The 24,007-nt window shown below is 70.6% G+C and carries 25 protein-coding genes; 15 read left to right on the forward strand and 10 right to left on the reverse strand.

Features of this window, described 5'->3' with window-relative positions; translation table 11 throughout:
- Positions 1-33 precede the first annotated feature (33 nt).
- Complete coding sequence (locus NL142_RS14460) at positions 34-762, reverse strand: GAF and ANTAR domain-containing protein (RefSeq protein ID WP_435080265.1); 729 nt, start codon at positions 760-762, stop codon at positions 34-36.
- A 50-nt stretch (positions 763-812) separates the two neighbouring features.
- Complete coding sequence (locus NL142_RS14465) at positions 813-1,496, reverse strand: GAF and ANTAR domain-containing protein (RefSeq protein WP_435080266.1); 684 nt, start codon at positions 1,494-1,496, stop codon at positions 813-815.
- 421 nt (positions 1,497-1,917) lie between these two features.
- Here NL142_RS14465 and NL142_RS14470 point away from each other — a divergent pair, with 421 nt between their 5' ends.
- The 11 genes from NL142_RS14470 to NL142_RS14520 all read left to right on the forward strand — a co-directional run bounded on the left by NL142_RS14470 (position 1,918) and on the right by NL142_RS14520 (position 13,528).
- Complete coding sequence (locus NL142_RS14470; RefSeq protein ID WP_435080267.1) at positions 1,918-2,643, forward strand: NADPH-dependent F420 reductase; 726 nt, start codon at positions 1,918-1,920, stop codon at positions 2,641-2,643.
- Positions 2,644-2,652: 9 nt separating this feature from the next.
- Positions 2,653-3,453 carry a sulfite exporter TauE/SafE family protein gene (locus NL142_RS14475; protein WP_435080268.1) on the forward strand — a complete coding sequence of 267 codons (801 nt, stop codon included), beginning with the start codon at positions 2,653-2,655 and terminating at the stop codon, positions 3,451-3,453.
- Between the two features lie 43 nt (positions 3,454-3,496).
- A complete protein-coding gene (locus NL142_RS14480; RefSeq protein ID WP_435080269.1) occupies positions 3,497-3,979 on the forward strand; it encodes a hypothetical protein in 483 nt (160 codons plus the stop codon).
- Positions 3,980-4,107: 128 nt separating this feature from the next.
- Positions 4,108-4,761 carry a hypothetical protein gene (locus NL142_RS14485; RefSeq protein WP_435080270.1) on the forward strand — a complete coding sequence of 218 codons (654 nt, stop codon included), beginning with the start codon at positions 4,108-4,110 and terminating at the stop codon, positions 4,759-4,761.
- Between the two features lie 37 nt (positions 4,762-4,798).
- Positions 4,799-5,323, forward strand: a complete 525-nt coding sequence (locus NL142_RS14490; protein WP_435080271.1) for a putative immunity protein — start codon at positions 4,799-4,801, stop codon at positions 5,321-5,323.
- A gap of 282 nt (positions 5,324-5,605) precedes the next feature.
- On the forward strand, positions 5,606-5,710 hold the full coding sequence (gene kdpF / locus NL142_RS14495) for a K(+)-transporting ATPase subunit F (RefSeq protein WP_041464319.1): 105 nt from the start codon (positions 5,606-5,608) through the stop codon (positions 5,708-5,710).
- Positions 5,710-7,386: a potassium-transporting ATPase subunit KdpA gene (kdpA, locus tag NL142_RS14500; RefSeq protein ID WP_435080272.1), complete on the forward strand. Its 1,677-nt coding sequence runs from the start codon at positions 5,710-5,712 to the stop codon at positions 7,384-7,386. Before kdpF ends, kdpA begins: the two co-directional genes overlap by 1 nt.
- Complete coding sequence (kdpB, locus tag NL142_RS14505; protein WP_435080273.1) at positions 7,383-9,536, forward strand: potassium-transporting ATPase subunit KdpB; 2,154 nt, start codon at positions 7,383-7,385, stop codon at positions 9,534-9,536. Before kdpA ends, kdpB begins: the two co-directional genes overlap by 4 nt.
- Positions 9,537-9,588: 52 nt before the next feature.
- Positions 9,589-10,197: a potassium-transporting ATPase subunit KdpC gene (gene kdpC, locus NL142_RS14510; RefSeq protein ID WP_043583959.1), complete on the forward strand. Its 609-nt coding sequence runs from the start codon at positions 9,589-9,591 to the stop codon at positions 10,195-10,197.
- Positions 10,198-10,229: 32 nt separating this feature from the next.
- Positions 10,230-12,827: a DUF4118 domain-containing protein gene (locus NL142_RS14515; protein ID WP_435080274.1), complete on the forward strand. Its 2,598-nt coding sequence runs from the start codon at positions 10,230-10,232 to the stop codon at positions 12,825-12,827.
- Positions 12,824-13,528 carry a response regulator gene (locus NL142_RS14520; RefSeq protein ID WP_435080275.1) on the forward strand — a complete coding sequence of 235 codons (705 nt, stop codon included), beginning with the start codon at positions 12,824-12,826 and terminating at the stop codon, positions 13,526-13,528. The genes NL142_RS14515 and NL142_RS14520 overlap by 4 nt, the downstream gene beginning before the upstream one ends.
- Before the next feature lie 302 nt (positions 13,529-13,830).
- Here NL142_RS14520 and NL142_RS14525 read toward each other — a convergent pair whose 3' ends face one another.
- Positions 13,831-14,781 (reverse strand): toll/interleukin-1 receptor domain-containing protein, encoded by a 951-nt coding sequence (locus tag NL142_RS14525; RefSeq protein WP_435080276.1) that lies wholly within the window; start codon positions 14,779-14,781, stop codon positions 13,831-13,833.
- 85 nt (positions 14,782-14,866) lie between these two features.
- Between NL142_RS14525 and NL142_RS14530 the strand changes: the two genes are divergently transcribed.
- From NL142_RS14530 to radA, 4 genes are all read left to right on the forward strand, one after another.
- On the forward strand, positions 14,867-15,643 hold the full coding sequence (locus tag NL142_RS14530; protein ID WP_435080277.1) for an SGNH/GDSL hydrolase family protein: 777 nt from the start codon (positions 14,867-14,869) through the stop codon (positions 15,641-15,643).
- A gap of 325 nt (positions 15,644-15,968) precedes the next feature.
- Entirely contained in the window at positions 15,969-17,102 is a 1,134-nt protein-coding gene (locus tag NL142_RS14535; RefSeq protein ID WP_435080278.1) for a TIR domain-containing protein, read from the forward strand.
- The gene (locus NL142_RS14540; RefSeq protein WP_435080279.1) at positions 17,099-17,617 is read left to right on the forward strand and encodes a toll/interleukin-1 receptor domain-containing protein; all 519 of its coding nucleotides are present in this window, start codon (positions 17,099-17,101) and stop codon (positions 17,615-17,617) included. Before NL142_RS14535 ends, NL142_RS14540 begins: the two co-directional genes overlap by 4 nt.
- 178 nt (positions 17,618-17,795) lie before the next feature.
- Complete coding sequence (gene radA, locus NL142_RS14545; RefSeq protein ID WP_435080280.1) at positions 17,796-19,157, forward strand: DNA repair protein RadA; 1,362 nt, start codon at positions 17,796-17,798, stop codon at positions 19,155-19,157.
- 31 nt (positions 19,158-19,188) lie between these two features.
- On the opposite strand, the gene NL142_RS14550 is transcribed toward radA, so the two are convergent.
- The 7 genes from NL142_RS14550 to NL142_RS14580 form a co-directional block, all read right to left on the reverse strand.
- Positions 19,189-19,503, reverse strand: coding sequence for an ArsR/SmtB family transcription factor (locus NL142_RS14550; protein ID WP_435080281.1), 315 nt, complete (start codon positions 19,501-19,503; stop codon positions 19,189-19,191).
- A 112-nt stretch (positions 19,504-19,615) separates the two neighbouring features.
- Complete coding sequence (locus tag NL142_RS14555; protein WP_435080282.1) at positions 19,616-19,774, reverse strand: zinc transporter permease; 159 nt, start codon at positions 19,772-19,774, stop codon at positions 19,616-19,618.
- A gap of 108 nt (positions 19,775-19,882) precedes the next feature.
- Positions 19,883-20,554, reverse strand: coding sequence for a hypothetical protein (locus tag NL142_RS14560; RefSeq protein WP_435080283.1), 672 nt, complete (start codon positions 20,552-20,554; stop codon positions 19,883-19,885).
- A gap of 98 nt (positions 20,555-20,652) precedes the next feature.
- A complete protein-coding gene (locus NL142_RS14565; RefSeq protein WP_086521916.1) occupies positions 20,653-21,195 on the reverse strand; it encodes an amino-acid N-acetyltransferase in 543 nt (180 codons plus the stop codon).
- A 51-nt stretch (positions 21,196-21,246) separates the two neighbouring features.
- Entirely contained in the window at positions 21,247-21,513 is a 267-nt protein-coding gene (locus tag NL142_RS14570) for a hypothetical protein (protein WP_194684326.1), read from the reverse strand.
- Positions 21,514-21,572: 59 nt separating this feature from the next.
- Positions 21,573-23,234, reverse strand: coding sequence for a sensor histidine kinase (locus NL142_RS14575; RefSeq protein WP_435080284.1), 1,662 nt, complete (start codon positions 23,232-23,234; stop codon positions 21,573-21,575).
- Positions 23,231-24,004 (reverse strand): response regulator transcription factor, encoded by a 774-nt coding sequence (locus NL142_RS14580; RefSeq protein ID WP_435080285.1) that lies wholly within the window; start codon positions 24,002-24,004, stop codon positions 23,231-23,233. The genes NL142_RS14575 and NL142_RS14580 overlap by 4 nt, the downstream gene beginning before the upstream one ends.
- Positions 24,005-24,007: the final 3 nt, after the last annotated feature.

A 24,007-nucleotide genomic window follows, 5' to 3' on the forward strand; every position in this document is an offset into this window, starting at 1 on the left:
GGACGCCGCGACGGGCCGCGACGGACCCGGACCCTAGGGCCGCGCGGACGCCGGGATCGTCAGCCGACCCGACACGATGTGCGCCGCGACGACGTGCATCGCCGTGCTGGTGCCCCGCGCCTCGCGGCGGATCAGCTGGAACGCCTCGTCCATGTCGACGCCGTGGGTGTGCGCGACGACGCCCTTGGCCTGCTCGATCACCACGCGGCTGTCGAGCGCGTGGCGGAGCTGGTCGTGCACGACGGTGCTGTCGCGGATCGTCCGCTCCTGCAGCACGCTGATGGTCGCCACGTCGGCGAGCGCCTGCGCGGCCGTCGCGTCGGCCGCGTTGAGCGCGCCCTCGTGGTCGCGGAAGAGGTTGAGCGAGCCGATGACCTGCCCGCGCAGCCGCAGGGGGATCGCGTGCACCGACACGTACCCCGCACCCGCGGCCTGCGCCGCGAAGGCCGGCCAGCGGTGGGCGATCTCGCGCACATCGGAGACGGACACGACCCGGCCGGTGCTCACGGCCTCGACGCACGGGCCCTCGCCTGCCTCGAGCTGCATCAGCCCGACGAGCCGGCTCTTCTCGCTCGTCGACGCGACGACCTCGAGGTGCTGGGCGTCCGGCCCGATGATGATCCCGGACGCGCTCGCGTCGAACAGCAGCGTGGCCTGGTCGACCAGCGTCTGGAGCAGCTCGAGCACGTCGAAGTCGCTCACGAGCGAGTCCGCGAGGCTCACGAACGTGTGGACGAGCAGCTCTTCCCGGGTCTCCGGCATCGTCGTGCTTCCTCTGGGTCGTTCGGGCGGTCGGTGGTCGGTGGTCCGCATCAGCGGTCCGGGGTGAAGTCGAGGATGCGCCCGACGACGTCCTCGGCCACGTCACGCACGGGGCGTCCGGTGGCGAAGGCGTGCCCCCGGATCACGAGGAGCGCATCAGCCGGGGGGATGCCCATCTGCGCGACGACCATCCCGGTGGCTTGGTGCACCTCGCGGCGCGAGTACCGGCCCTTCCGGCTGCCAGTCTCCTCCTGCTGGAGCTCCGCGGCCAGGAGCGCGCGGCGGAGGACCTGGCGGGCGACGATCCGGGACAGGGTGGTCGCGTCCGACACCTCCTGGGAGGAGATGTCGCGGGCGGTGCGGGAGTAGAGGTCCACCGCGCCGAGGCTGAGGCCCGCGACGACGAGCGGGAACGCGAAGACCGCGCCGAGGCCCGTCTCGTGCATGGCGCTGCGGGCGAGCGGCCAGGACGTGCCGGCGGATCCCTGCACGTCGGGCTCCAGCACGGGCAGGCGGGTGGTCATCGCGTCCCAGCACGGGCCCTCGCCGAGGTCGAGCTGGATCTCGTCGAGCCTGGCCGCGCGCTCGTCCGATGCGCAGACGGTCTCGCTGCCGAGCGGATCCCCGAGCGTCGAGACCGCGGCGCCGGTGACGCCGATGGCGGCGACGAGGGGGCCGCACAGGTCGGCGCCGGCGGACGTCGCGTGCTCGAGGGCCTCCGCGGCGTCGGCCACGAGACCGCGGCTAGGCATGAGCCGCCGCGTGCGGGGATGTGCGTGTCATCACGAAAGCCTCCATGGCCCGTCGAGTCCGCGAGGTGGACCGCGGAGCGCAGGGACCGGTACCGACCGCACGCCAGCCTAGCGCCGGGGTGGAAGCACGGGGCGGTGGGGTCGAGGCCGGCGGGCCCGCGCTCGCGGACCCGCCATCAGCGGGGTCTGGGCTGACTTCATGAGGCCTCTGTGCCCGGTCGGTGGCGCATGCCGCGGCTGAGCGTGTGCGCGGGTACCGGATCCACGACCGGGGGTCGGATCGAGGTTCGGATGGATCCCGCTCTCGGTCCCGCGTCGTGATGCCGCAGGACCTCGGCTGACGCTAGGCCACGTCGGGCTCCGTGGTCGAGCGGGCCACGCAGGTCTGCGCAGAATGGATCCCATGACGTTGCACCACGACCCCTCCGACCGACCCGAGACCCCCGCGTCGGAGGCGGCGCGACCGGCCACCGTGGGGATCCTCGGCGCCGGCAAGGTCGGCACCGTCCTCGCCCGCCGCGCGATCGCCGCCGGGCACGAGGTGCTCATCTCGGGCTCGGGGGATCCGTCGCGCATCGCCCTCATCGTCGACGTGCTCGCGCCGGGCGCCGTCGCCACCACCTCGGCGGATGCCGCCGCGCGCGCCGACGTCGTGATCCTCGCGCTCCCCCTCGGGAAGCTGCCCTCGGTGCCCGTCGCCGAGCTCGCCGGGAAGCTCGTGGTCGACGCCATGAACTACTGGTGGGAGGTGGACGGCCACCGCGACGACCTCGCGAACCCCGCCTCCTCCACCAGCGAGCTGGTGCAGGACTCCCTCCCCGACTCGACCGTGGTCAAGGCCTTCAACCACATGGGGTACCACGACCTCGACGAGGGACCCCGGCCGGCAGGCGAGCCCGGCCGCAAGGGCATCGCGGTCGCGGGCGACGACGGGCGGGCGCGCGCGACGGTCGCCGCCCTCGTCGACGCGTTCGGCTTCGACCCCGTCGACATCGGCCCGCTGGCTGCGGGCCGCGTGCTCGAGCCCGGACGCTCGCTCTTCGGCGTGAACGTCGACGCCGACGAGATCCGGCGCCTGGTGGCGCTCGAGTCGGCGGACGCGCGCGCCGCCTCCCCCGCCTCCGAGTAGCGGGCGGGCATGGACATCGGCGGCTCCCTCGGCGAGATCACGCTCACGGTCGCGCTGCTCATGATCCTGGCGGCGCTCGCGGCCGGATGGATCGACGCGGTCGTGGGCGGCGGCGGCCTGCTGCAGCTGCCGGCCCTGCTGCTCGTGCCGGGGATCACGCCGGTGGAGGCGCTCGCGACCAACAAGCTCGCCTCGCTGTTCGGCACGTCGACGAGCGCGGTCACCTGGTACCGGCGCACGCACCCGGACCTCCGCACCGCGCTGCCGATGGCGGCCGTCGCGCTCGTGGGCTCCTACGGCGGCGCGAGCCTCGCGGCGCTGCTGCCGTCGTCGGTGTTCAAGCCGCTGGTGGTGGTCGCGCTGATCATCGTGGCCGTCGTCACGATCGCCCGCCCGAGGCTCGGCGACGTCGCCGCGCTCCGCCATACGGGACGGAAGCACCACGGGATCGCGGCGCTGCTCGGCGTGGTGATCGGGTTCTACGACGGCCTCATCGGCCCCGGGACCGGCACGTTCCTGATCATCGCGCTCATCACCGCGCTCGGCTACGACTTCGTGCTCGCGAGCGCCAAGGCGAAGATCGTCAACGTCGCGACGAACCTCGGCGCGCTCGCGTTCTTCATCCCGCAGGGCCACGTGCTCTGGGCCCTCGCGCTCGGCATGGGCGTCGCGAACATGGTCGGCGGCTACGCGGGATCCCGCATGGCGGTCGCCCGCGGCAGCCGCTTCATCCGCATCGCGTTCATCGTGGTGGTCGCGGTGCTCATCGTGAAGGTGGGGTCGGACGTGGTGGCGGAGTGGGGCGCGTGATCGCATCGATGGACGCCGCGACACGCGTCTGCGACCCTGGAGGATGACCCGATCCCCGCATCGGCTCCCCGCGCGCGGAGCGGCGCTGTCCGCCGCCGTGACCGTCGGCGTGATGCTGCTGGCAGGCTGCTCGTCCACGAGCGTGGCGTGCGCGGCGTCCGCCTGGAACGACTCCGTCGAGATCAGGCTCTCCGGCTCGGCGACCGCCGTCGACCGCGTGACGGAGGTCCGCCTCTGCGAGGACGACGTCTGCTCGCGCCTGCAGGGCGATCCGTCGGGGGCGCCCGCCGACGGCGAGCCGGACGAGCGCAGCAGATGGGTCTCGATCCCGTCCTCCGACGGCAGGGCCTGGACGATCAGCGTGTCGATGGACGATCCCGAGGACGTGCGCATCACCGGCTCCGCGGCCGACGGAGCGATCCTCGACAGCGCGGAGGAGGAGCTCGAGTGGACGCGCGTCCACCCCGACTCACCCTGCGACGGCCCGCACGTCACCGATCCGGTCGAGCTCCGGGTCGAGGGCTGAGCGACCGAGGACGCCCGCCGCCGCACCCCGATCGCGGGTCTGGCGGGGCGGACGACGCGCCCGTAGCGTCGGCGGAGGAGGCGCACCGTCCGCGTGCTCCTGGATCGGCCGACGAGGGAGGATCCCGCATGCACCGCATCGGATCGGCGCTGCTGGTGGTCGCGCTGTGCGCGACGGCCGTGGGCGGACTGGCGCTCGCCACCACCCCGCGTCCGGACGCGCTGTCGCCGCAGCCCGCCGCGTCCCCTCCCGGGACTTCGGATCCCACGCCGTCGCCCTCCGGCTCGCCGACGCGCGCACCGGCACCGGCATCCGTCGATCTGTCGGCGGGCTGGCGGGGCCCGGTGAACAGCGTCCTCGCGGGCATCATGGAGGACTTCCCGGACGACGTCACCGAAGCGTGGCTGGAGGGGGACGTGCCGACCGTGGCGTTCTCCGGTGCCGCACCCGCCGAGGTCGTCGAGCGGCTGCGCGCGCTGGAGCGCCCCTACGACGTGCAGGAGGGCCTGGGGATCTCGAGCGTCGAGCTCAACCAGGTGGTCGGCGCCCTGAGCGAGCGCACCCGGGCGGTCGCCCCCGATCGCACCTTCGCCATCAGCGCCTTCGTGCGCGACCGCGCCTTCACGGTGGACATCGGCGCATCATCCTCCGACGACGTCTCCGACCTGCCCCTGGACGTCGACGAGCTCGAGGACCGCATCCGCGCCGGCATCCCGGCCGCCGACCTCGCGGGGTTCGACGTCGTCGTCACGGTCGACCCGCGCTTCACGATCGGGTACTGACGAGTCGCCGGCCAGGCTCTCGGAAGGGATCCCCCGCATGCCCATCCTCCCGAAGGAGCGCGACCCCGCCCTCATCACCGTGCGCCGCGGCGGCACGCTGACCGACGACGACCACCGGCTGCTCGCGACGTGGGCGATCGCGTGCGCGGAGCACGTGCGGCCGCTGTTCGAGGCCGAGCGGCCCGACGACCCGATCCTCCGCGAGACGCTGGAGGTCGCGCGCGGCTGGGTGCGCGGCGAGGTGCCGATGAAGGAGGCGCACCAGCAGTCGTTCCGGGCGAACGCGGCCGGGAAGGGACGGCCGGATCCGGCGCGGTTCGCGGCGCTCGCGGTGGGTCAGGCGGTGGCGGTCGCGCACGTCGCGGCGCACGACCTCGGAGCTGCGGCCTACGCGATCCGCGCGGCGAGCGCCGCCGCCCCGCCCGCCGAGCGGGACGCCGCCCGCGCCACCGAGCGCGCCTGGCAGCGCGAGCGGATCCCGGCCCACCTCCGCGCCGCCGTCCTCGCCGACCAGCACGCCCGCAGCGCCATCTGCTGGGGCGTCTTCGACGACCTCGCCTGACCCCGTCGGCGTCGCGATCCCGGACTGACGCGCGCCCCGCGCGCACCCCGCGTAGGAGTGTCGTGAGGTTCCCCGCCGCCCCGTGAGGGAACCGTATGGATGCGTGAGGACGCCCTCGCGCGAGGTGTCTACTCGTCCTCCGTGCCCCCGACGGGCACCCGCGTCCGACCGGCCGCGGCATCCCTCAACGGAGGATCCCCCAGTGCTCGACCTCGTGTACATCGCAGGCGCCATCGTCCTGTTCGCCCTCGTCGCCGTCGTCGGCCGAGGAGTGGAGAAGCTGTGATCACCTCGTTCGCCGACGCCGCCGGCCTCGCTGCCGCCGTGCTCGGCATCGCCTCCGTGGTGTACCTCGTGTACGCCCTGATCCGCCCCGAGAAGTTCTGATGGACACGCTCGCCGGAATCCTCCAGGTCGCGTCCGTCGTCCTGGTCCTCGTCCTCATCCACCGCCCGCTGGGCGACCTCATGGCGCGCATGTACGAGTCGCGCCACGACTCCCGCGTCGAGCGCGGCATCTACCGCCTCATCGGCGTGGATCCCCGCTCCGAGCAGACCTGGCCCGCCTACCTCCGCGCGGTGCTCGCGTTCTCGCTCGTCGGCGTCCTCGTCGTGTACGGGCTGCAGCGCCTCCAGGCGTTCCTCCCCTACTCGCTCGGCCTCCCCGCCGTGCCCGAGGGCCTGTCCTTCAACACGGCCGTCTCGTTCGTCACCAACACGAACTGGCAGTCGTACTCGCCCGAGGCGGTCATGGGCTACACGGTCCAGTTGGCCGGGCTCGCCGTGCAGAACTTCGTCTCGGCGGCGGTCGGCATGGCGGTGGCGATCGCGCTCGTCCGCGGCTTCGCCCGCACGCGCAGCGGCACGATCGGCAACATGTGGGTCGACCTGCTCCGCGGATCGCTCCGCCTGCTCCTCCCCCTCTCGCTCGTCACCGCGGTGGTCCTCATCGCCGGCGGAGTGATCCAGAACTTCGCGGGCTTCCAGGACGTGGCGACCATCACGGGCGGCACGCAGACGATCCCGGGCGGGCCGGTGGCCTCGCAGGAGGCGATCAAGATCCTCGGCACGAACGGCGGCGGGTTCTTCAACGCGAACTCCGCGCACCCGTTCGAGAACCCGACGGCGTGGACGAGCGCGTTCCAGGTGATCCTGATGCTCGCGATCCCGTTCTCGCTCCCCCGCACCTTCGGCAAGATGGTCGGCGACACCCGCCAGGGCGTCGCGATCGTCGCCGTGATGGCCACGATCTTCGTCGTCTCCCTCACCGCGCTCACGATCTTCGAGCTGAACGGCCAGGGCACGGCCCCGATGGCCGCCGGCGGCGCGATGGAGGGCAAGGAGCAGCGCTTCGGCATCATCGGATCGACGCTGTACGGCACCGCCTCCACGCTCACCTCCACGGGCGCGGTCAACTCCATGCACGACTCGTACACGGCGCTCGGCGGCATGATGCCGATGCTCAACATGATGCTCGGCGAGGTCGCCCCCGGCGGCACCGGCTCGGGCCTCTACGGCATGCTCATCCTCGCCGTGATCGCGGTGTTCGTCGCGGGCCTGCTCGTCGGCCGCACGCCCGAGTACCTCGGCAAGAAGATCGGGCCGCGCGAGATCAAGCTCGCGAGCCTCTACATCCTCGTCACGCCGACCCTCGTGCTCGTCGGCACCGCGCTCAGCTTCGCGATCCCCGCCGTCCGGGAGGACGTCGAGGGCACCTCGATCCTCAACAGCGGGCTGCACGGCCTCTCCGAGGTGGTCTACGCGTTCACCTCGGCGGCCAACAACAACGGATCCGCGTTCGCCGGCCTCACCGCCTCGACGCCGTGGTTCAACACGGCGCTCGGCGTCGCGATGCTGCTCGGGCGGTTCCTCCCGATCGTGTTCGTGCTGGCGCTCGCCGGATCCCTCGCGGCGCAGGACCGCATCCCCACCACCTCGGGGACCCTGCCCACCCACCGGCCGCAGTTCGTCGGCCTCCTCATCGGGGTGACGGTCATCGTGACCGCTCTCACCTACTTCCCCGTTCTCGCGCTGGGTCCCCTGGCGGAAGGGCTCGCATCATGACCGTCCTGACCACCCCCGAGGCGCCGGCCGAACCGGCTCCCGCCGCCACGCGCGCCCGGGCCATCGACGCCCGGCAGCTCGTCGAGGCGCTCCCCGGCGCCTTCCGGAAGCTCGATCCGCGCCTCATGTGGAAGAACCCGGTGATGCTGATCGTCGAGGTCGGCGCCGCGTTCACCACCGTCCTCGCCATCGCCGAGCCGTTCACGGGCGGCGCCGGCACCTCCGGCGGCAGCTCCGTGCCGACCACGTTCACCGCGGGGATCGCCCTGTGGCTCTGGCTCACGGTCGTCTTCGCGAACCTCGCGGAGTCGGTGGCCGAGGGCCGCGGCAAGGCGCAGGCCGACAGCCTGCGGAAGACCCGCACCAGCACCATGGCGCGCGTCGTCACGTCGTACGACCAGGCCGGGGACCCGGGCGCCCAGCGCGCCGAGCTCCGCGAGGTCTCGAGCGCCGACCTCACGCTCGGCGACACGGTCGTCGTGGTCGCCGGGGAGTCGATCCCGGGCGACGGCGACGTCGTGTGGGGCATCGCCTCCATCGACGAGTCGGCCATCACGGGCGAGTCCGCCCCGGTGGTCCGCGAGTCCGGCGGCGACCGCAGCGCCGTCACGGGCGGCACGCGGGTGCTGAGCGACCGGATCGTCGTGCGCATCACCTCGAAGCCCGGCGAGACCTTCGTCGACCGCATGATCGGCCTCGTCGAGGGCGCGTCGCGCCAGCGCACGCCGAACGAGATCGCGCTCAACATCCTGCTCGCGAGCCTCACCATCGTGTTCGTGATCGTGGCCCTCACGCTCAACCCGATCGCCTCGTACGCCGCGGCGACCGTGAGCGTGCCCGTGCTGATCGCGCTGCTCGTCTGCCTCATCCCGACCACCATCGGGGCGCTGCTCTCCGCCATCGGCATCGCGGGGATGGACCGCCTGGTGCAGCGCAACGTGCTCGCCATGTCGGGCCGCGCGGTCGAGGCCGCCGGCGACGTCACCACGCTGCTGCTCGACAAGACCGGCACCATCACCTACGGCAACCGCCGCGCCAGCGAGCTGATCCCGGTGGGCGGCGTGACGGGCGACGAGCTCGCCCGCGCCGCGGCCATGTCGTCGCTCGCGGACCCGACGCCGGAGGGATCCAGCGTCGTCGACCTCGCGGTCGCGCAGGGCGTGGACACCGCGACGCTGCCCCGCGGCGTCGACGTGCCCTTCACCGCCCAGACCCGCATGTCGGGCGTCGACCTGCCCGACGGCCGCATCGTCCGCAAGGGCGCGTCGTCCGCCGTGTTCGCCTGGATCGAGGAGGGCGGCCGCGCGCTGCCGAAGCTCGTCCGCGACGAGCTCACGCACACCGTGGAGGCCGTCTCGAACGGCGGCGGCACCCCGCTCGTCGTCGCGACGAAGGACGCCGACGGATCCGGCCGCGTGCTCGGCGTCGTGCACCTCAAGGACGTCGTGAAGGACGGCCTCAAGGAGCGCTTCGCGGAGCTGCGCGCGATGGGCATCCGCACCGTGATGATCACGGGCGACAACCCGCTGACCGCCCGCGCGATCGCCGCCGAGGCCGGGGTGGACGACCACCTCGCCGAGGCGACGCCCGAGGACAAGCTCGCGCTCATCCGCAAGGAGCAGGAGGGCGGCCGCCTGGTCGCCATGACCGGCGACGGCACCAACGACGCGCCCGCGCTCGCGCAGGCCGACGTCGGCGTCGCGATGAACACGGGCACGTCGGCCGCGAAGGAGGCCGGCAACATGGTCGACCTCGACTCGGACCCGACGAAGCTCATCGACATCGTCCGGATCGGCAAGCAGCTGCTCATCACCCGCGGCGCGCTCACCACGTTCTCCATCGCGAACGACGTGGCGAAGTACTTCGCGATCATCCCCGCGATGTTCACGGGCGTCTTCCCGCAGCTCGCGGTGCTCAACGTGATGCAGCTGCACTCGCCGGCGTCCGCGATCCTCTCGGCGATCATCTTCAACGCGCTGATCATCGTGGCGCTCATCCCGCTGGCCCTGAAGGGCGTGGCCTACCGGCCGCTCAGCGCCTCCAAGGTGCTCAGCCGGAACCTGCTCGTCTACGGGGTCGGCGGCGTGATCGCGCCGTTCATCGGCATCAAGCTCGTCGACCTCGTCGTCAGCCTGATCCCCGGCTTCTGATCCCCTCCTCCCCGAAACACCCAGAGCACGAAAAGCACAGAGAAGGAAGCGCATGTCCTCCCCCCGCCAGTCCCTCCGCACCGCCGGCGTCGCCGTCCGCGCGATGGCCGTCCTCACCGTCGTCCTCGGCGTCGGCTACACGGCCGTCGTCACGGGCATCGGCCAGCTCGCGCTCCCCGCGCAGGCGGACGGCTCGCTCGTCTCCTCCGGCGGCCAGGTCGTCGGATCCTCGCTGATCGGCCAGTCCTTCCAGGACTCCGACGGCGACGCGCTCCCCGAGTGGTTCCAGTCCCGGCCCTCGGCCGCGGGCGACGGCTACGACGGCACCTCGTCCAGCGGCAGCAACCTCGGCCCCGAGAACGACGACCTCGTGTCGTCCATCGCGGACCGGAAGGCCGCCATCGCGGAGTCCGACGGCGTGGATCCGAGCACCATCCCGGCCGACGCGCTCACCGCGTCCGCGTCGGGGCTCGATCCTCACATCAGCCCGGAATACGCTCGGGAGCAGGTGTCGCGCATAGCCTCGGCCCGGGGCATCCCCGAGCAGCAGGTCGAGCGCCTCGTCGACGAGCACGTGCAGGGCCGCGACCTCGGCTACCTCGGGGAGCCGACCGTGAACGTGCTCGAGCTGAACATCGCGCTCGCCGGCCTCGGCGGCTGACGCCCGCACCACGCGGGCAAGGAAGAGATGACATGAAGCGCGGTCGACTGCGGGTGCTGCTGGGAGCGGCACCGGGCGTGGGCAAGACCTACGCCATGCTCGAGGAGGGCAGGCGGCTGCGCGACGAGGGCGCCGACGTGGTGGTCGCGGTCGTGGAGACCCACGGCCGCGCCGCCACGGCGGCGATGCTCGAGGGGCTGGAGATCCTGCCCCGGCGCGAAGTGTCGCACCGCGGGGTGGAGATCACGGACCTCGACGTGGACGCGGTCATCGCCCGCCGGCCGACCATCGCGCTGGTCGACGAGCTCGCCCACACGAACGCCCCCGGCGGCCGATCCGAGAAGCGCTGGCAGGACGTGGACCTCATCCGCGACGCCGGCATCGACGTGATCTCCACCGTCAACATCCAGCACATCGCCTCGCTCAACGACGTGGTCGAGAAGATCACCGGCGTGCCGCAGCGCGAGACGATCCCCGACCGCGTGCTCCGCGAGGCGCACCAGATCGAGGTCATCGACCTGGCGCCCGAGGCCCTGCGCGACCGGCTCGCCGGCGGGCGCGTCTACCCGGCCGAGCGGATCGACGCGGCCCTCTCCCACTACTTCCGCCTCGGCAACCTCACCGCGCTCCGCGAGCTCGCGCTCCTCTGGCTCGCGGACGAGGTCGACACCGCGCTCGCCGCCTACCGCGACGAGAAGGGGATCGACGCCCGCTGGGAGGCCCGCGAGCGCGTGGTCGTGGCGCTCACCGGCGGACCCGAGGGCGAGACGCTCCTGCGGCGCGGCGCCCGGATCGCGGCCCGCTCGGCCGGTGGCGAGCTGATGGCCGTGCACGTATCCAGCCAGGACGGCCTGCGCTCCGGCAGCCCCGAGGCGCTCGCCAGCCAGCGCGCGCTCGTCGACTCGCTCGGCGGCAGCTACCACCAGGTCGTCGGCGACGACATCCCGCGCGCGCTCGTCGAGTTCGCGCGCGCGTCCAACGCCACGCAGCTCGTGCTCGGCGTCAGCCGCCGCAGCCGCCTGGCTGCAGCGGCGACCGGGCCCGGCATCGGCGCGACCGTGATCCGCGAGTCCGGCGACATCGACGTGCACATCGTCACGCACGCGGCCGCGGGCGGGCGCTTCCGGCTGCCGCGCATCCGGGGCGGCGCGCTCAGCATGCGGCGCCGGATCCTCGGCGGGCTCCTCGCGCTCGGCGGCGGCCCGCTGCTCACCTGGCTGCTCTCGGCCACGCGCTCGGACGACTCCATCACGAGCGACGTGCTCTCGTACCAGCTGCTCGTGGTGCTCGTGGCGCTCGTCGGCGGGATCTGGCCGGCCCTGTTCGCGGCCGTGCTCTCCGGCTTCACGCTCGACTACTTCTTCATCGACCCGCTCTACACGATCACCGTCGACGAGCCGCTGCACCTGCTCGCGCTCGTGCTCTACGTGGTCATCGCGCTGCTCGTCAGCTGGATCGTCGACCAGGCCGCCCGCCGCACCCGCCTGGCCCGCCGCGCGGTCGCCGAGGCCGAGCTGCTGGCGACCGTGTCGGGATCCGTCCTCCGCGGCGAGGGCGCCGTGCACGCGCTCGTGAGCCGCACCCGCGAGGCGTTCGGCCTGCAGGGCGTGAAGCTCGTCGACCGCGACGAGACCATCGCATGGGACGGCGTCGTCACCGGCGGCGCATCGACCGACGTGCCCGTGGGATCCCGCGGCGTGCTCACCCTCTACGGCGACGACCTCGAGGCGTCCGGCCGCCGCCTCCTCCGCGTCATCGCCGCGCAGCTCGACGCCGCGCTCGAGCACCGCGACCTCTCCGACACCGCCCGCGAGGTCGGCCCGCTCGCCCAGACCGACCGCGTGCGCACGGCCCTGCTCTCGGCCGTCAGCCACGACCTCCGGCGACCGCTCAGCGCCGCGACAGCCGCCGTCTCCGCGCTCCGCTCCCCCGGCATGACGTGGGCCGACGGCGACCGCGAGGAGCTGCTCGCGACCGCGGAGGAGAGCCTGGGCACGCTCGCCGACCTCGTCACCGACCTGCTCGACGTCAGCCGCGTGCAGGCCGGCGTGCTCGGCGTGCGGCTCATGGACGTCGACCTCGACGACGTCGTGCTCGCCGCCCTCGACGAGCTCGACCTCGGGCCCGCCGACGCCGTGCTCGACCTCGCGCCCGACCTGCCCGGCGCGGTCGCGGATCCGGGCCTCCTCCAGCGCGTGGTCGTCAACCTGCTGAGCAACGCCGTGCGGCACGCGCCCGACGGCGTGCCCGTGCGGCTCAGCACGAGCGCGTTCGCCGATTCAGTGGAGATCCGCGTCGTGGACCACGGACCGGGCGTCGCCCCCGAGCGCCGCGACGACATGTTCGTGCCGTTCCAGCGCCTCGGCGACACCGACAACGCGTCCGGGCTCGGCCTCGGCCTCGCGCTCTCGAAGGGCTTCACCGAGGGGATGAGCGGAACGCTCACCGCCGAGGACACCCCGGGCGGCGGGCTCACGATGGTGGTCGCGCTGCCGGCGAGCAGGGCGGACGCGGAGCCGGTCGCGGATCCGGTCGCCGATCCGGTCGCCGACGCGCCTGCTCCCGCCGACATGCCCGCGCCCGCCGCGCCCGCCTCGTCCGCCTCGTCCGCCTCGGAGGTGTCCGCGTGAAGATCCTCATCGCCGACGACGACCAGCAGATCCTGCGGGCCCTGCGCATCACCCTCACGAGCCTCGGCTACGACATCGTCACGGCGGAGGACGGCGCAGCCGCCGTGCGCGCCGCCGTCGCCGAGAAGCCCGACCTCTACATGATCGACCTCGGCATGCCGCGGCTCGACGGCGTCGAGGTGATCCAGGCGCTCCGACTCTGGTCGACCGCGCCGATCCTCGTGGTCTCCGGCCGCTCGGGCGCCGCCGACAAGGTCGAGGCGCTCGACGCGGGCGCCGACGACTACGTGACCAAGCCGTTCTCCATCGACGAGCTGCTCGCCCGGATCCGCGCCCTCGGCCGCCGCGCCGCCGCCGACGAGGACCGCTCGGCCACGGTCTCGTTCGCCGACGTGACGGTCGACCTCGCCGCCCGCGTCGTCACCCGCGGCGACCAGCGCGTGCGCCTCACCCCCACCGAGTGGCAGGTGCTCGAGCTGCTCGTGCGGAACCCCGACCGGCTCGTCTCGCGCCAGACGCTCCTCACCGAGATCTGGGGCCCGACCCACCTGAACGACAGCGGCTACCTCCGCCTCTACGTGGCGCAGCTGCGCAAGAAGCTCGAGCCGGATCCGTCGCACCCCCGGCACCTGCTGACGGATCCCGGCATGGGGTACCGCTTCGTGCCGGCGGGGGCGGGGCGGGCGCCGGGCGAGGGGTAAAAGGGTAAAGGTGAGGAGCTCCGTAAGGTATTAAGCACCGCAGAAGGCGACATCTGGCGTCGCTGAATGCGGACCAGGTAGGGATACGTAACCGCTTCCGCACCGCAAGGAACGGCACCTAGCGTCACCACTACATCGCTAGCACTTTTTCCGGGAAGCACGGACCCGCCCTAGTGAGTAGCTATCGGTTAGACGCTCGCATGGCCGGCAGCATTGAGTGACACACCCGATTTCTGAGACAGTACAAAACGCACCAACGAACCCACGTCAGTCCGGACACGAAACTTAAGCTCACAGCCAAATTACTCTCTTTTTTGTCCTTCGTATATTCTTAACGCCCACTGTTCATCTACCTCGCAATCGAGGATCAGGTGGCCAGGCGCCCCGCGGAAACTAGCCCCGATTCGCACCTTTTTCACCACAACAGTAGTAGTCAGTCCAGCATGACTATCAAGCAGTTCGATGTGGCTCCCCGGCGGCAAAGGGAGCCTGCCCTCGAGAAATCCCACCTGCAAATCCCGGGCAATATCGAAGATCAACGTTCTGTTCGACACTGGTAGGTTTGGCGTCGCGCCACCCTCATATAGAGGCGCTACGGATCCGTCGGAAGCCGACCAGGGCTCGTTTATGTAATGTGTCCTTAAAGGATCACGTTCGTACCCGGCAGCCCCCGCTACTGCCCCACCGGCGCCACGCGCGAGCCCCCGGACGGCAAGTAGTATCTCGTCTAATACACTCTCGGGATCTCTTACCGGAGCCGAGGTTTCGTCCAGCTCGCTTGCCTTCCTAATTGCAACCTCGAGACTCGGCCATTCCTTATCAAACATCGTCTCAACGATGTGAGGTGGCAAGTTATCTTGCATGTTGCCATTAATAGTTGTGACAAGTGATAACACGGCTTCCCGGTCGGATGCAATCACGTTTTGAAATTGACTTAAAGGACCAGTGAGATCTACGGTCGACAACCCCACAAGAAGCGGGGCAACTTTTCCGTACTTTATCGACTTAGCAAGAGCTCCTGCTTCAAAATTAATCCATGCCGAGTTCATATTAGCGGGAGTAACAATGACTATGCCGAAGGCAGCTTCTTCTAGCTCAGACGCGATTGCGGGAAGTCCGCGTGACCCTTTCTCAATATCGTCGCTACTTACAAATGGTATCAACTTATCTGTCAACACCCTAGGGAGAAATGAGCGCAAAGCCTTAGCCACTTCCCGGGCCTCCGCACCCGACCAGCTAATGAACAGTTTCATGCCCCTGCCTTCTTTTCGTTTCCACCAACGTACTCCGTACGTCCGATAGTTGGCCGCGGCTATGACGCGAGCGTATGCTCCCGTGGTGCCCCAGAGATCCACCCGCTCCGCCGGTCCCGCCGCCCTCCTCGCCTCCGCCGCCGCCGCGCTCGGCGGCCTCGCCGCCGCCGCCCTCGTGGTGCCGCGCCGGTTCGAGGCCGGACGCCGCGAGCGCGCCGCCGTCCTCAACGAGACGCTCCCCGTGAACTCCGCCTGGTGGCGCGAGCACGCGAAGCTCGACGGCGACCTCCTCTACGTGGCGCTCGGCGACTCGACCGCGCAGGGCATCGGGGCGAGCCGCCCCGGCAACGGCTACGTCGGGATCCTCGCCGACCGGATCCGCGCGCTCAGCGGCCGCTCGGTCCGCACCGTCAACCTCAGCGTCTCGGGCGCCCGCGTCCAGGACCTCGTCGAGCACCAGCTCCCGCGCCTCGCGAAGCTGCAGCCGGACGTGGTGACCCTCGCGATCGGCGCCAACGACATCGCCGCGTTCGAGCCGGTCGCGTTCGAGGACGCCCTCGGCCGGATCCTCGACGCCGTCCCGCCGACCACCGTCGTCGCCGACCTGCCGTGCTTCCACTTCCCCGCGAGCGAGCGCAAGGTGCGGGTCGCGAACGAGATCGTGCGCCGCCTCGCCACCGACCGCCGCCTCCGTCTCGCGCCGCTGCACCGCATCACGCGCCGCCAGACGGCCGTCCTCGCGATCACCCAGGCCGCCGGCGACCTCTTCCACCCCAACGACCGCGGCTACCGCGTCTGGGCGAGCGCGTTCCTGCCGTTCCTCCCGGCGACGGTGCGCGCGCTGAAGGTGTCGGGGCGCTGAGGCGCCGAGGCGCCGAGTCGCCGAGTCGCCGAGTCGCCGAGTCGCCGAGTCGCCGAGTCGCCGAGGCATCTTCTCAGATGCGCGATCCCGCACATCTGCCAGACGCTGCAGAGACGGGCAGCGGACTCGCCGCGTTGTTGATGTCACCATTCATCGACCCTACGAAGCCCTAGCGAACCTAGAGGAGGCTCGTTGCCGCCCGTGACTAGGAGGCTTGAAGCGCCACGATAAGCAGCTTCAGGCTGTATTTCGCGATGCCAATAGGACGCGACAGAGGCGGCCAAAGCAGTGTCCGACTGCGTGCCAACTGTGCAATGATACCCACGTGACAGACGTATTTTTGAGCTACAGCATCGATGACTCGAACACTGCGCATCGACTTGCTGAGCAGCTGGAAGAAGCAGGACTATCCCTGGCCAGGCTTGATGAGACGCCCGTTGGCAAATCATTCGCGCAGGCGATCTCGACGGCCGCGGCGCAGGCATCAGTTTTCGTGCTACTTCAGCCAGCGCCGACGAATGCGCCTCTCGATTCTCATGTTTATAGCGAGGCAGCAATTGCTCGTAATGCGCTGGAAGGCAAGCCCCTACTTCCTGTTCTATTACCCGGTCGGCACGCATCGCCGAATATCGGCCAATATCGAGCTTTTAAACTCGAATCGGATGGCGACCTAGGTGCACTCATCAAAGTGATCCAAGATCTTGTGCGATCAGTGGCACAAAAGCCCAAAGCTCAAGCAGGATCGCCGCTCTCTCTTTACATCTCCCTCCTTCGTTCTGACATCCACAAATCGCCACAGGCGGGCGCGCTTGTTCTCGATGAAATCACACAGCTAGCCGCCCGCTCGACACCAGACGCCCTCCTTGAGAGGCAATCCTTTTCCGAAGCGCTGACCTGGGGCGAGCGGACACTTGGGCGCGCTCATCCCTCAGTAGGGTCACTTAGGCGCAGACTGGCAATTAAGTTCGTTGTCGCGGCCGATTATGAATCCGCGTTGCACCTAATTCAGTCGTGGATTAGCACTAGCACAACTTCCGACGATCGCATAGAAGCAAAGTTGATGTTAGGTAATACTTATTTGGCATCCGCCCGTTACGCGGAGGCGCAAGACATTTACTCCGACGTGGTCGTAATGGCACGAGCAAGCGAGTCATTAACCGCCGAAGGCACAGCCTTGACGGCGTTAGCCAATACGAGCCGAGCGCGCGGCGATTACGCTGCCTCTATCAACTACTATTCATCAGCTCTTACCGCCATGGCGCCTTTAATGGAACCCATTGCTAGACTTCACGCATTGGTAGGGGTAGCTGAAATGCTAGAGCGAACCGGCGACCGCTCAGACAGGTCCAGAGGGTATGTTGACGAAGCGCTCAAATTAACCCACAACACATCGTACGTCGACGAGCGGTTATTGAACCGGCTAAAAAAGTTGACGGATAGCCCGGAGGCGCTGAATTGAGTACGCTCAATGCAGTACGCGTATTCATTAGCTACGCACACGACGATGGAGTTCCAGGGCATGCTGATCGCGCCCTCGAGCTTGCCGACTCCCTTCGTCGTCGCGGTGTCCTTTCGTTTATAGATAAATGGGTCGAACATGAACCAATTCACTGGCCACGGTGGATGGCGGACCAAATTCGTGACGCTGACTACGTTCTTTGCTTGGGTTCTCCATTATACAAGATGCGTTCTGAGCAAAACGGTGACCCCGATACTGGTCGTGGCGCGAGATGGGAAGGCGCACTCATCACGGATGCGATGTATTCAGACATTGCCGGAGCGCCTGCAAAATTCCTGAGCGTGGTCATGGAAAGTACTACACCAGACGACTTGCCGGACGTACTCCGGCCCTATGGGCATACCTATTACAAGTGGAGCCCAGGGTCTGACGGTGATGAGGCCCTCTATAGACGCCTAACAGGTCAGCCCCGCTTTACGCCTCCGCCTCTTGGGCCCCTCGTCGTATTTGATTGATACGAATCTCGTCGTAATACTTTCGGCCACAAGCGCCGATTCACGTACAGATCATCAGGAGACGGCGCGTAGTAACGTTCCAATGATCAGTCACCCCCCCCCTGGCTTTTGTAACCAGTGGATGAAGAAGATAACGCCACGTCCGCCGGTGTCGGCGGCCGCCGGTAGAGTCCCCCGCATGGCCCGCATCCACTCCACGTACCGCTGCTCGGAGTGCGGGTGGACGACCCCGAAGTGGGTCGGGCGGTGCGCCGAGTGCCAGAGCTGGAACACCGTCGCCGAGGTGTCGCAGACGCCCGCCGCGGCCGGCCGCGTCACCGCGCTCACGCCCGCCGGATCCAGCCAGGCGCGGTCGATCATGCACGTCGGCACCGCGTCCGCCAGCCACATGCCAAGCGGCGTCGGTGAGCTCGACCGCGTGCTCGGCGGCGGGATCGTGCCGGGAGCCGCCATCCTCATGAGCGGCGAGCCCGGCGTCGGCAAGTCCACGCTGCTGCTCGAGGTCGCGGCGCGCGCGGCCGCGAAGGGCGCGAAGGTCCTCTACGTCACGGCCGAGGAGTCGGTCGCGCAGGTGCGGATGCGCGCCGAGCGCACGGGCGGGCTGCAGGAGTCGCTCATGATCGCGGCCGAGACCGACCTCGGCACGATCCTCGGCCACATCGAGCAGGTCGCGCCCGACCTCCTCATCGTCGACTCCGTGCAGACCGTCTCCAGCAGCACGTCCGACGGCCTGCCCGGCCACCCCGGCCAGGTGCGCGAGGTCGCCGTCACGCTCATCCGCGTCTGCAAGGAGCGCGACCTGCCGCTCCTCCTCGTCGGCCACGTCACGAAGGACGGATCCATCGCGGGCCCGCGGCTCCTCGAGCACCTGGTCGACGTGGTGTGCCAGTTCGAGGGCGACCGGCAGACGTCGCTCCGCTTCATCCGCGCGCTCAAGAACCGCTTCGGCCCCACCGACGAGGTCGGCTGCTTCGAGATGGCGGGCGACGGCATCGTCGAGGTGCCGGATCCCAGCGGCATGTTCCTCTCGCGCGGCGTGCACTCGGTCTCCGGCACGTGCGTCACCGTCGCGATGGAGGGCCGCCGCGCCCTGCCCGTGGAGGTGCAGGCGCTCGTCGTCGACACGAAGGCGCCGCAGCCGCGCCGCGTGGTCAACGGGGTCGATGCGTCCCGCGTCGCCATGCTGCTCGCGGTGCTGGAGAAGCGGGCCAACGTGCGGCTCTCGGATCGCGACGTCTACGTGTCCACGGTCGGCGGCGTGCGGCTCACCGAACCGGCGGCGGATCTCGCCATCGCCGTCGCGCTCGTGTCCGCCGTCAACGGCAAGGCCATGCCGCACGACCTCGCGGCGTTCGGCGAGATCAGCCTCGCGGGCGAGATCCGCGGCGTCACGTCGGCGCCGCAGCGCGCGGCGGAGGCGAGGCGGCTCGGCTTCACCCAGATCGTCGACGCCGAGTGGGGGCCGCTGTTCTCCGCGCTCGGCCGTGCGTTCTCCCTCGCGAAGAGCGAGCGGGAGAAGGAGCTCGACGAGGCGTTCTGATCCGCGGGCCGCGGAGGCTGAAGAGCGCGGCTCAGCTCGCGCTGACGGATCCGTCCACGTGCTCCCGCACGTGCGCCACGGCGTCCGCCACCACGTGGGTCACGTGCGTGTCCGCCACCTCGTACCGGGCGATGCGCCCGTCGCGCTCCACGGTCACGAGCCCCGCCGACCGCAGCACGCGCAGGTGCTGCGACACGAGCGGCTGCGAGAGGCCCGACTCGGCGACCAGCTCCGTCACGCTCATCTGCCGCGAGGCCAGCAGCCCGATGAGCCCGAGGCGCGACGACGAGGACAGCGCCTTGAAGAGCTCGGCGGCCTGCTCGAAGCCAGCGGGTGGGTAGGTCACCTGGACGATCCTAGGGCGAGGCGGACACGCGGCCGGTCGCGGAGACGACGACGGGGACCGGGCCGAAGGCCGGGTCCCCGTGTCGATCCTCGCGCAGCGTCGCGCGGTGGGATCAGTGCTCGTCGTAGTGGTCGCCGTGCTCGGCGTGCTTGTGGCCGTCGTGGACGTAGTCCACGTGGTCCTCGTGCGTGACGGTCTCGTGACCGCAGTCGGCACCGTGCTGGTGCTGGGCGACGGTGTGCTCGGCGTGGGTCTCGGTGGTGTCGGTCATGATGCGTCCTAACGTCGGTGGAGCACCAGGATGACAGACGCATGCATGGATTGCAATGGATGCATCCAATCGGGAACCATGATCACGTGCGCACGCGGGCGGCGCCGGTCAGTACAGCAGGAACGACTTCGGCTCGGCGCTCTTCACGCCGGCCACCTCGACCGAGAGCGTGTAGGTCGCGCCGCCGGCGGGCACGGCCGGACGCTGCTTCTCCTGGCACGTGGTGGTGGACGACCGCTGGCGCGACCACTCGAACGGCGACGACGTCTGCGGCGTGCGGGCGGCGAGCTCGACCTCGGCGTCCTCGGCGCCGGTCTGGCAGTCGGTCGACTTCCAGTAGACGTCGGATCCGCTCGAGATCGTGAACACCTGCGTGGTCGTCCCGAGGTTCGCGGTGCAGGGCTCCATGCCCGTGTTCGTGACGGTGAAGGAGAGCTTCGGCAGGACGCCCGCCTTGTAGGAGGCGGCGTCGGTGACGGGGGTGACGGTCAGCTGGCCCGCGGCGCAGGATCCGTCGGCGTTCGTCTCCGTGCCGGCGCTCGCGCTCGCGCTCGGGCTGGGATCGGGGGCGGGTTCCGCGGCCGCGTCACCCGAGTCGCCGGCGGCGGCGTCCGCGCTGGGCGTCGCGCCGGGAGCTGCGGTCTCCGCCGTGCCGCGGCCGAGGTTGGAGACGATGATCACGACGACGGCGATCACGGCCACGACGACGAGCAGCGCGAGCAGGCGGCGACGGCGGTACACGGCCGCGGACGGGCGGCCTCCGGGCGAGGTCGAGGACATGACCACAGGCTACGGTCGGGTGCCCGCCGGGCCGGGTCGGCGCGCCCGCCGCTCGCGTCCCTCGGGAGATCCGGGGTCGCAGCGGCCAGGGGCCGGGGTCAGAGCGCCTTGAGCATGCGCGTGTTGCCGAGCGTGTTCGGCTTCACGCGGGAGAGGTCGAGGAACTCGGCGATGCCCTCGTCGTGCGAGCGGAGCATCTCGTAGTAGATCTCTTGCGCGATGATCGACTCCGCGACCTCGTGGTACCCGTGGCGCGAGAAGAAGCCGACCTCGAAGGTCAGGCAGAACAGGCGGCTGAGGCCGAGCTCGCGGGCGTCGTCCTCGAGGCGCTCGAGGATCGCGTGACCGACGCCGGTGCCGCGCGTGTGCGGGGCGGCGGCGAGGGTGCGGATCTCGCCGAGGTCCTCCCACATCACGTGCAGCGCGCCGCAGCCGACGACCTCCCCGGACGCGTCGACCGCGACCCGGAACTCCTGCACGTTCTCGTAGAGCACCACGAGGTCCTTGCCGAGGAGGATCCCCTCCATCACGAGCGGCTCGACCAGCTGCTGGATCCGCGGCACGTCCCCGGTGCGCGCGCGTCGCACGGTGACGCCGCCTGCGGGCTCCGCGGACTCGACGACGACTGGCTCTGCGCTCACGGTGACGACCCTCTCGATCCGCGGCACGGGCGCCCGGATCAGGGGTCCAGCCTAGCGACGGGCGGATCCCGCGTCCGGGGCGGGCGGCGCGGCGTCGGCGGCAGCGCCCGGGGCCGGTGTCGCGAGCCGCGCGATCATCCGCGGCGCGATCCACACGATCGCCACCACGCCCACCACCGCGCGCAGCCCGGCGAACACGAGCACCCACCAGCCGACCCCGTCGCCGCCGACGAGCAGCGCGATCCCGATGACGACGAGCGCCGCGTCCGCGACGAACGGCACGCGCAGCCAGAACATGAGGCGGCGGACGGGATCCATGCCCCGATCCTGCGCCCCCGACCTGCGTGGCCGTCCGTCGCGCGGGCCACGCGGCGTCATCACGCCGGGCGCGGCCCCGGCCGATCAGCGACGGGCGCGCCCGACGGCGGCGCCCAGCGGTCGGAGGCAGGATCGGACACGGCCCGCGCATCCGCCGTTCGCCGCTCCACCGGCAGCCGCACGCCGAAGACCGTGCGGCCCGGCTCCGACTCCACCCACACCGCGCCGTGGTGCGCCGCGACGATCGCCTGCGCGATCGCGAGGCCGAGGCCCGTGCCGCCGGTGGAGCGCGCCCGGGATCCGTCGCCGCGCACGAAGCGCTCGAACAGGTTCTCCTGCAGGGCGGGCGGAATGCCGGGGCCGTCGTCGGTCACGCGGATGACGGCGTGCGCATCCGGACCGGCGCCCTCGACGGCGAGCGACGCGACGACGCGCGTGCCGGCCGGGGTGTGCGTGCGGGCGTTGGCGAGCAGGTTGACGACCACCTGGCGGAGCCGCGCATCGTCGCCGGGGACGGTCACGGAGTCGTCCGGCAGGTCGAGGTCCCAGTCGTGGTCCGGGCCCGCCGCGCTGGCATCGCCGACCGTGTCGAGGAGGATGCGCGTGAGGTCGACCGGATCCGACTCCAGCTCGCGCCCCTCGTCGAGGCGCGCGAGGAGCAGGAGGTCCTCGACGATCGTGGTCATGCGCACCGACTCCGACTCGATGCGCGACAGCGAGTGCGTCACGTCCTCGGGCAGCTGGTGGGGACCCCGGCGGGTGAGCTCGGCGTAGCCGCGGATGGAGGCGAGGGGGGTCCGTAGCTCGTGGCTCGCGTCCGACACGAACCGTCGCACCTTGGCCTCGCTCGCCTGCCGCGACGACAGGGCGGCGGCGACGTGCCCGAGCAGGCCGTTGAGCGCGGCGCCCACGCGGCCGACCTCGGTGCGCTCGTCCGTGTCGGATGCGGGCACGCGCGCCTCGAGCGCGACGTCGCCGCGGTCGAGCTCCAGCGCGGCCACGTGGGTCGCCGTGTCGACGACCCGGTCGAGCGGGCGCAGCGCGCGCCGCACGATGAGGGTGCCGAGGAACGCGGCGAGCGCCAGCGTGATGGCGGCGACCACGGTGATCACGAGGATGAGCTGCTCCACCACGTCGTCGGCGGGCTTCGTCGGCAGGCCGGTGACGATGGTCGCGCCCGACGACGAGGTCTCGCCGATGAGCCGGTAGCTGCCGAGCGTGCCGCCCAGGTCGACCGTGCGCGGGACCCCGTCCGTGGACACGCTCTGCAGCTTCTGGCTCTGCACCTGCGTGAGCTCCACGGTACCGGCGCCACCCGGCTCGCCCTCGGCGGCATCGCGGTCGGCGATGTACCCGCCCGAGACGACGACGCCGTCGACGATGGTCGCGCTGATCGTGCCGACCTGCTGCCCGAACGCGCCGAGCCCACCGGGCGCCCCGGGGAAGCTGCCGTAGCCACCCGGATCCTGGTCGACGAAGCTCTGCGAGCGTGCCGCCGTGGCCTGCAGCTGCTGGTCGACCTGCTGCATCAGCGACGTCCGCAGCGCCAGGATGCTCACGATGCCGATGAGGATGCTCGCGAGCGCCAGCAGCCCCACCACGCTGAGGACGAGGCGGCGGCGCAGGGTCATGCCGCGCGCCGCCGCGGCCAGTCGTTCGCGCAGCGGCGGGGCGCCCTGCGGAGGCGCATCCGGCGACGCGGCGACCTGCGGCTGGGTCACTCCGCGGCCTTGAGCATGTAGCCGCTGCCGCGCACCGTGTGGATCATCGGGTTCCGCCCGGCGTCGATCTTGCGCCGCAGGTAGGAGATGTAGATCTCGACCACGCTCGACTTGCCGCCGAAGTCGTAGCTCCACACCCGGTCGAGGATCTGCAGCTTGCTGAGCACCCGCCGCGGGTTGCGCATCAGGTAGCGCAGCAGCTCGAACTCGGTGGCGGTGAGCTCGATGGGGTCGCCGGCGCGCGCGACCTCGTGGCTGTCCTCGTCGAGGGTGAGGTCGCCGACGCGGATCACCGGGTCGACGCTGTCGCTCACCACGAGCGTCGAGCGGCGGATGAGGCCGCGCAGCCGGGCCACGACCTCCTCCAGGCTGAACGGCTTGGTCACGTAGTCGTCGCCGCCCGCGGTGAGGCCGGCGAGGCGGTCGTCGAGCGAGTCCTTCGCGGTGAGGAAGAGCACGGGGATGTCCTCGGCATCGGCCCGCAGCCGCGACAGCACCTGCAGCCCGTCGAGGTCCGGCAGCATGATGTCGAGCACCACCGCGTCGGGCTTGAACTCGCGCGCGGCGGCGAGCGCCTGGTGCCCGTTCTCGGCCGTGCGGATCTGCCAGCCCTCGTAGCGGAGCGCCATCTGGAGCAGGTCGGTGAGGGACGCCTCGTCGTCGACGGCGAGCACCCGGATGGGCGACCCGTCGGCGCGGGTGAGGCGGGGCTGCGGGGCGGCGGCGGGCTGGAAGCCGGAGGGCGGGGTGGTGGTCACGGGATCCATCATCCG

It is taken from the genome of Clavibacter quasicaliforniensis (assembly GCF_051201715.1).
GTDB lineage: Bacteria > Actinomycetota > Actinomycetes > Actinomycetales > Microbacteriaceae > Clavibacter > Clavibacter seminis.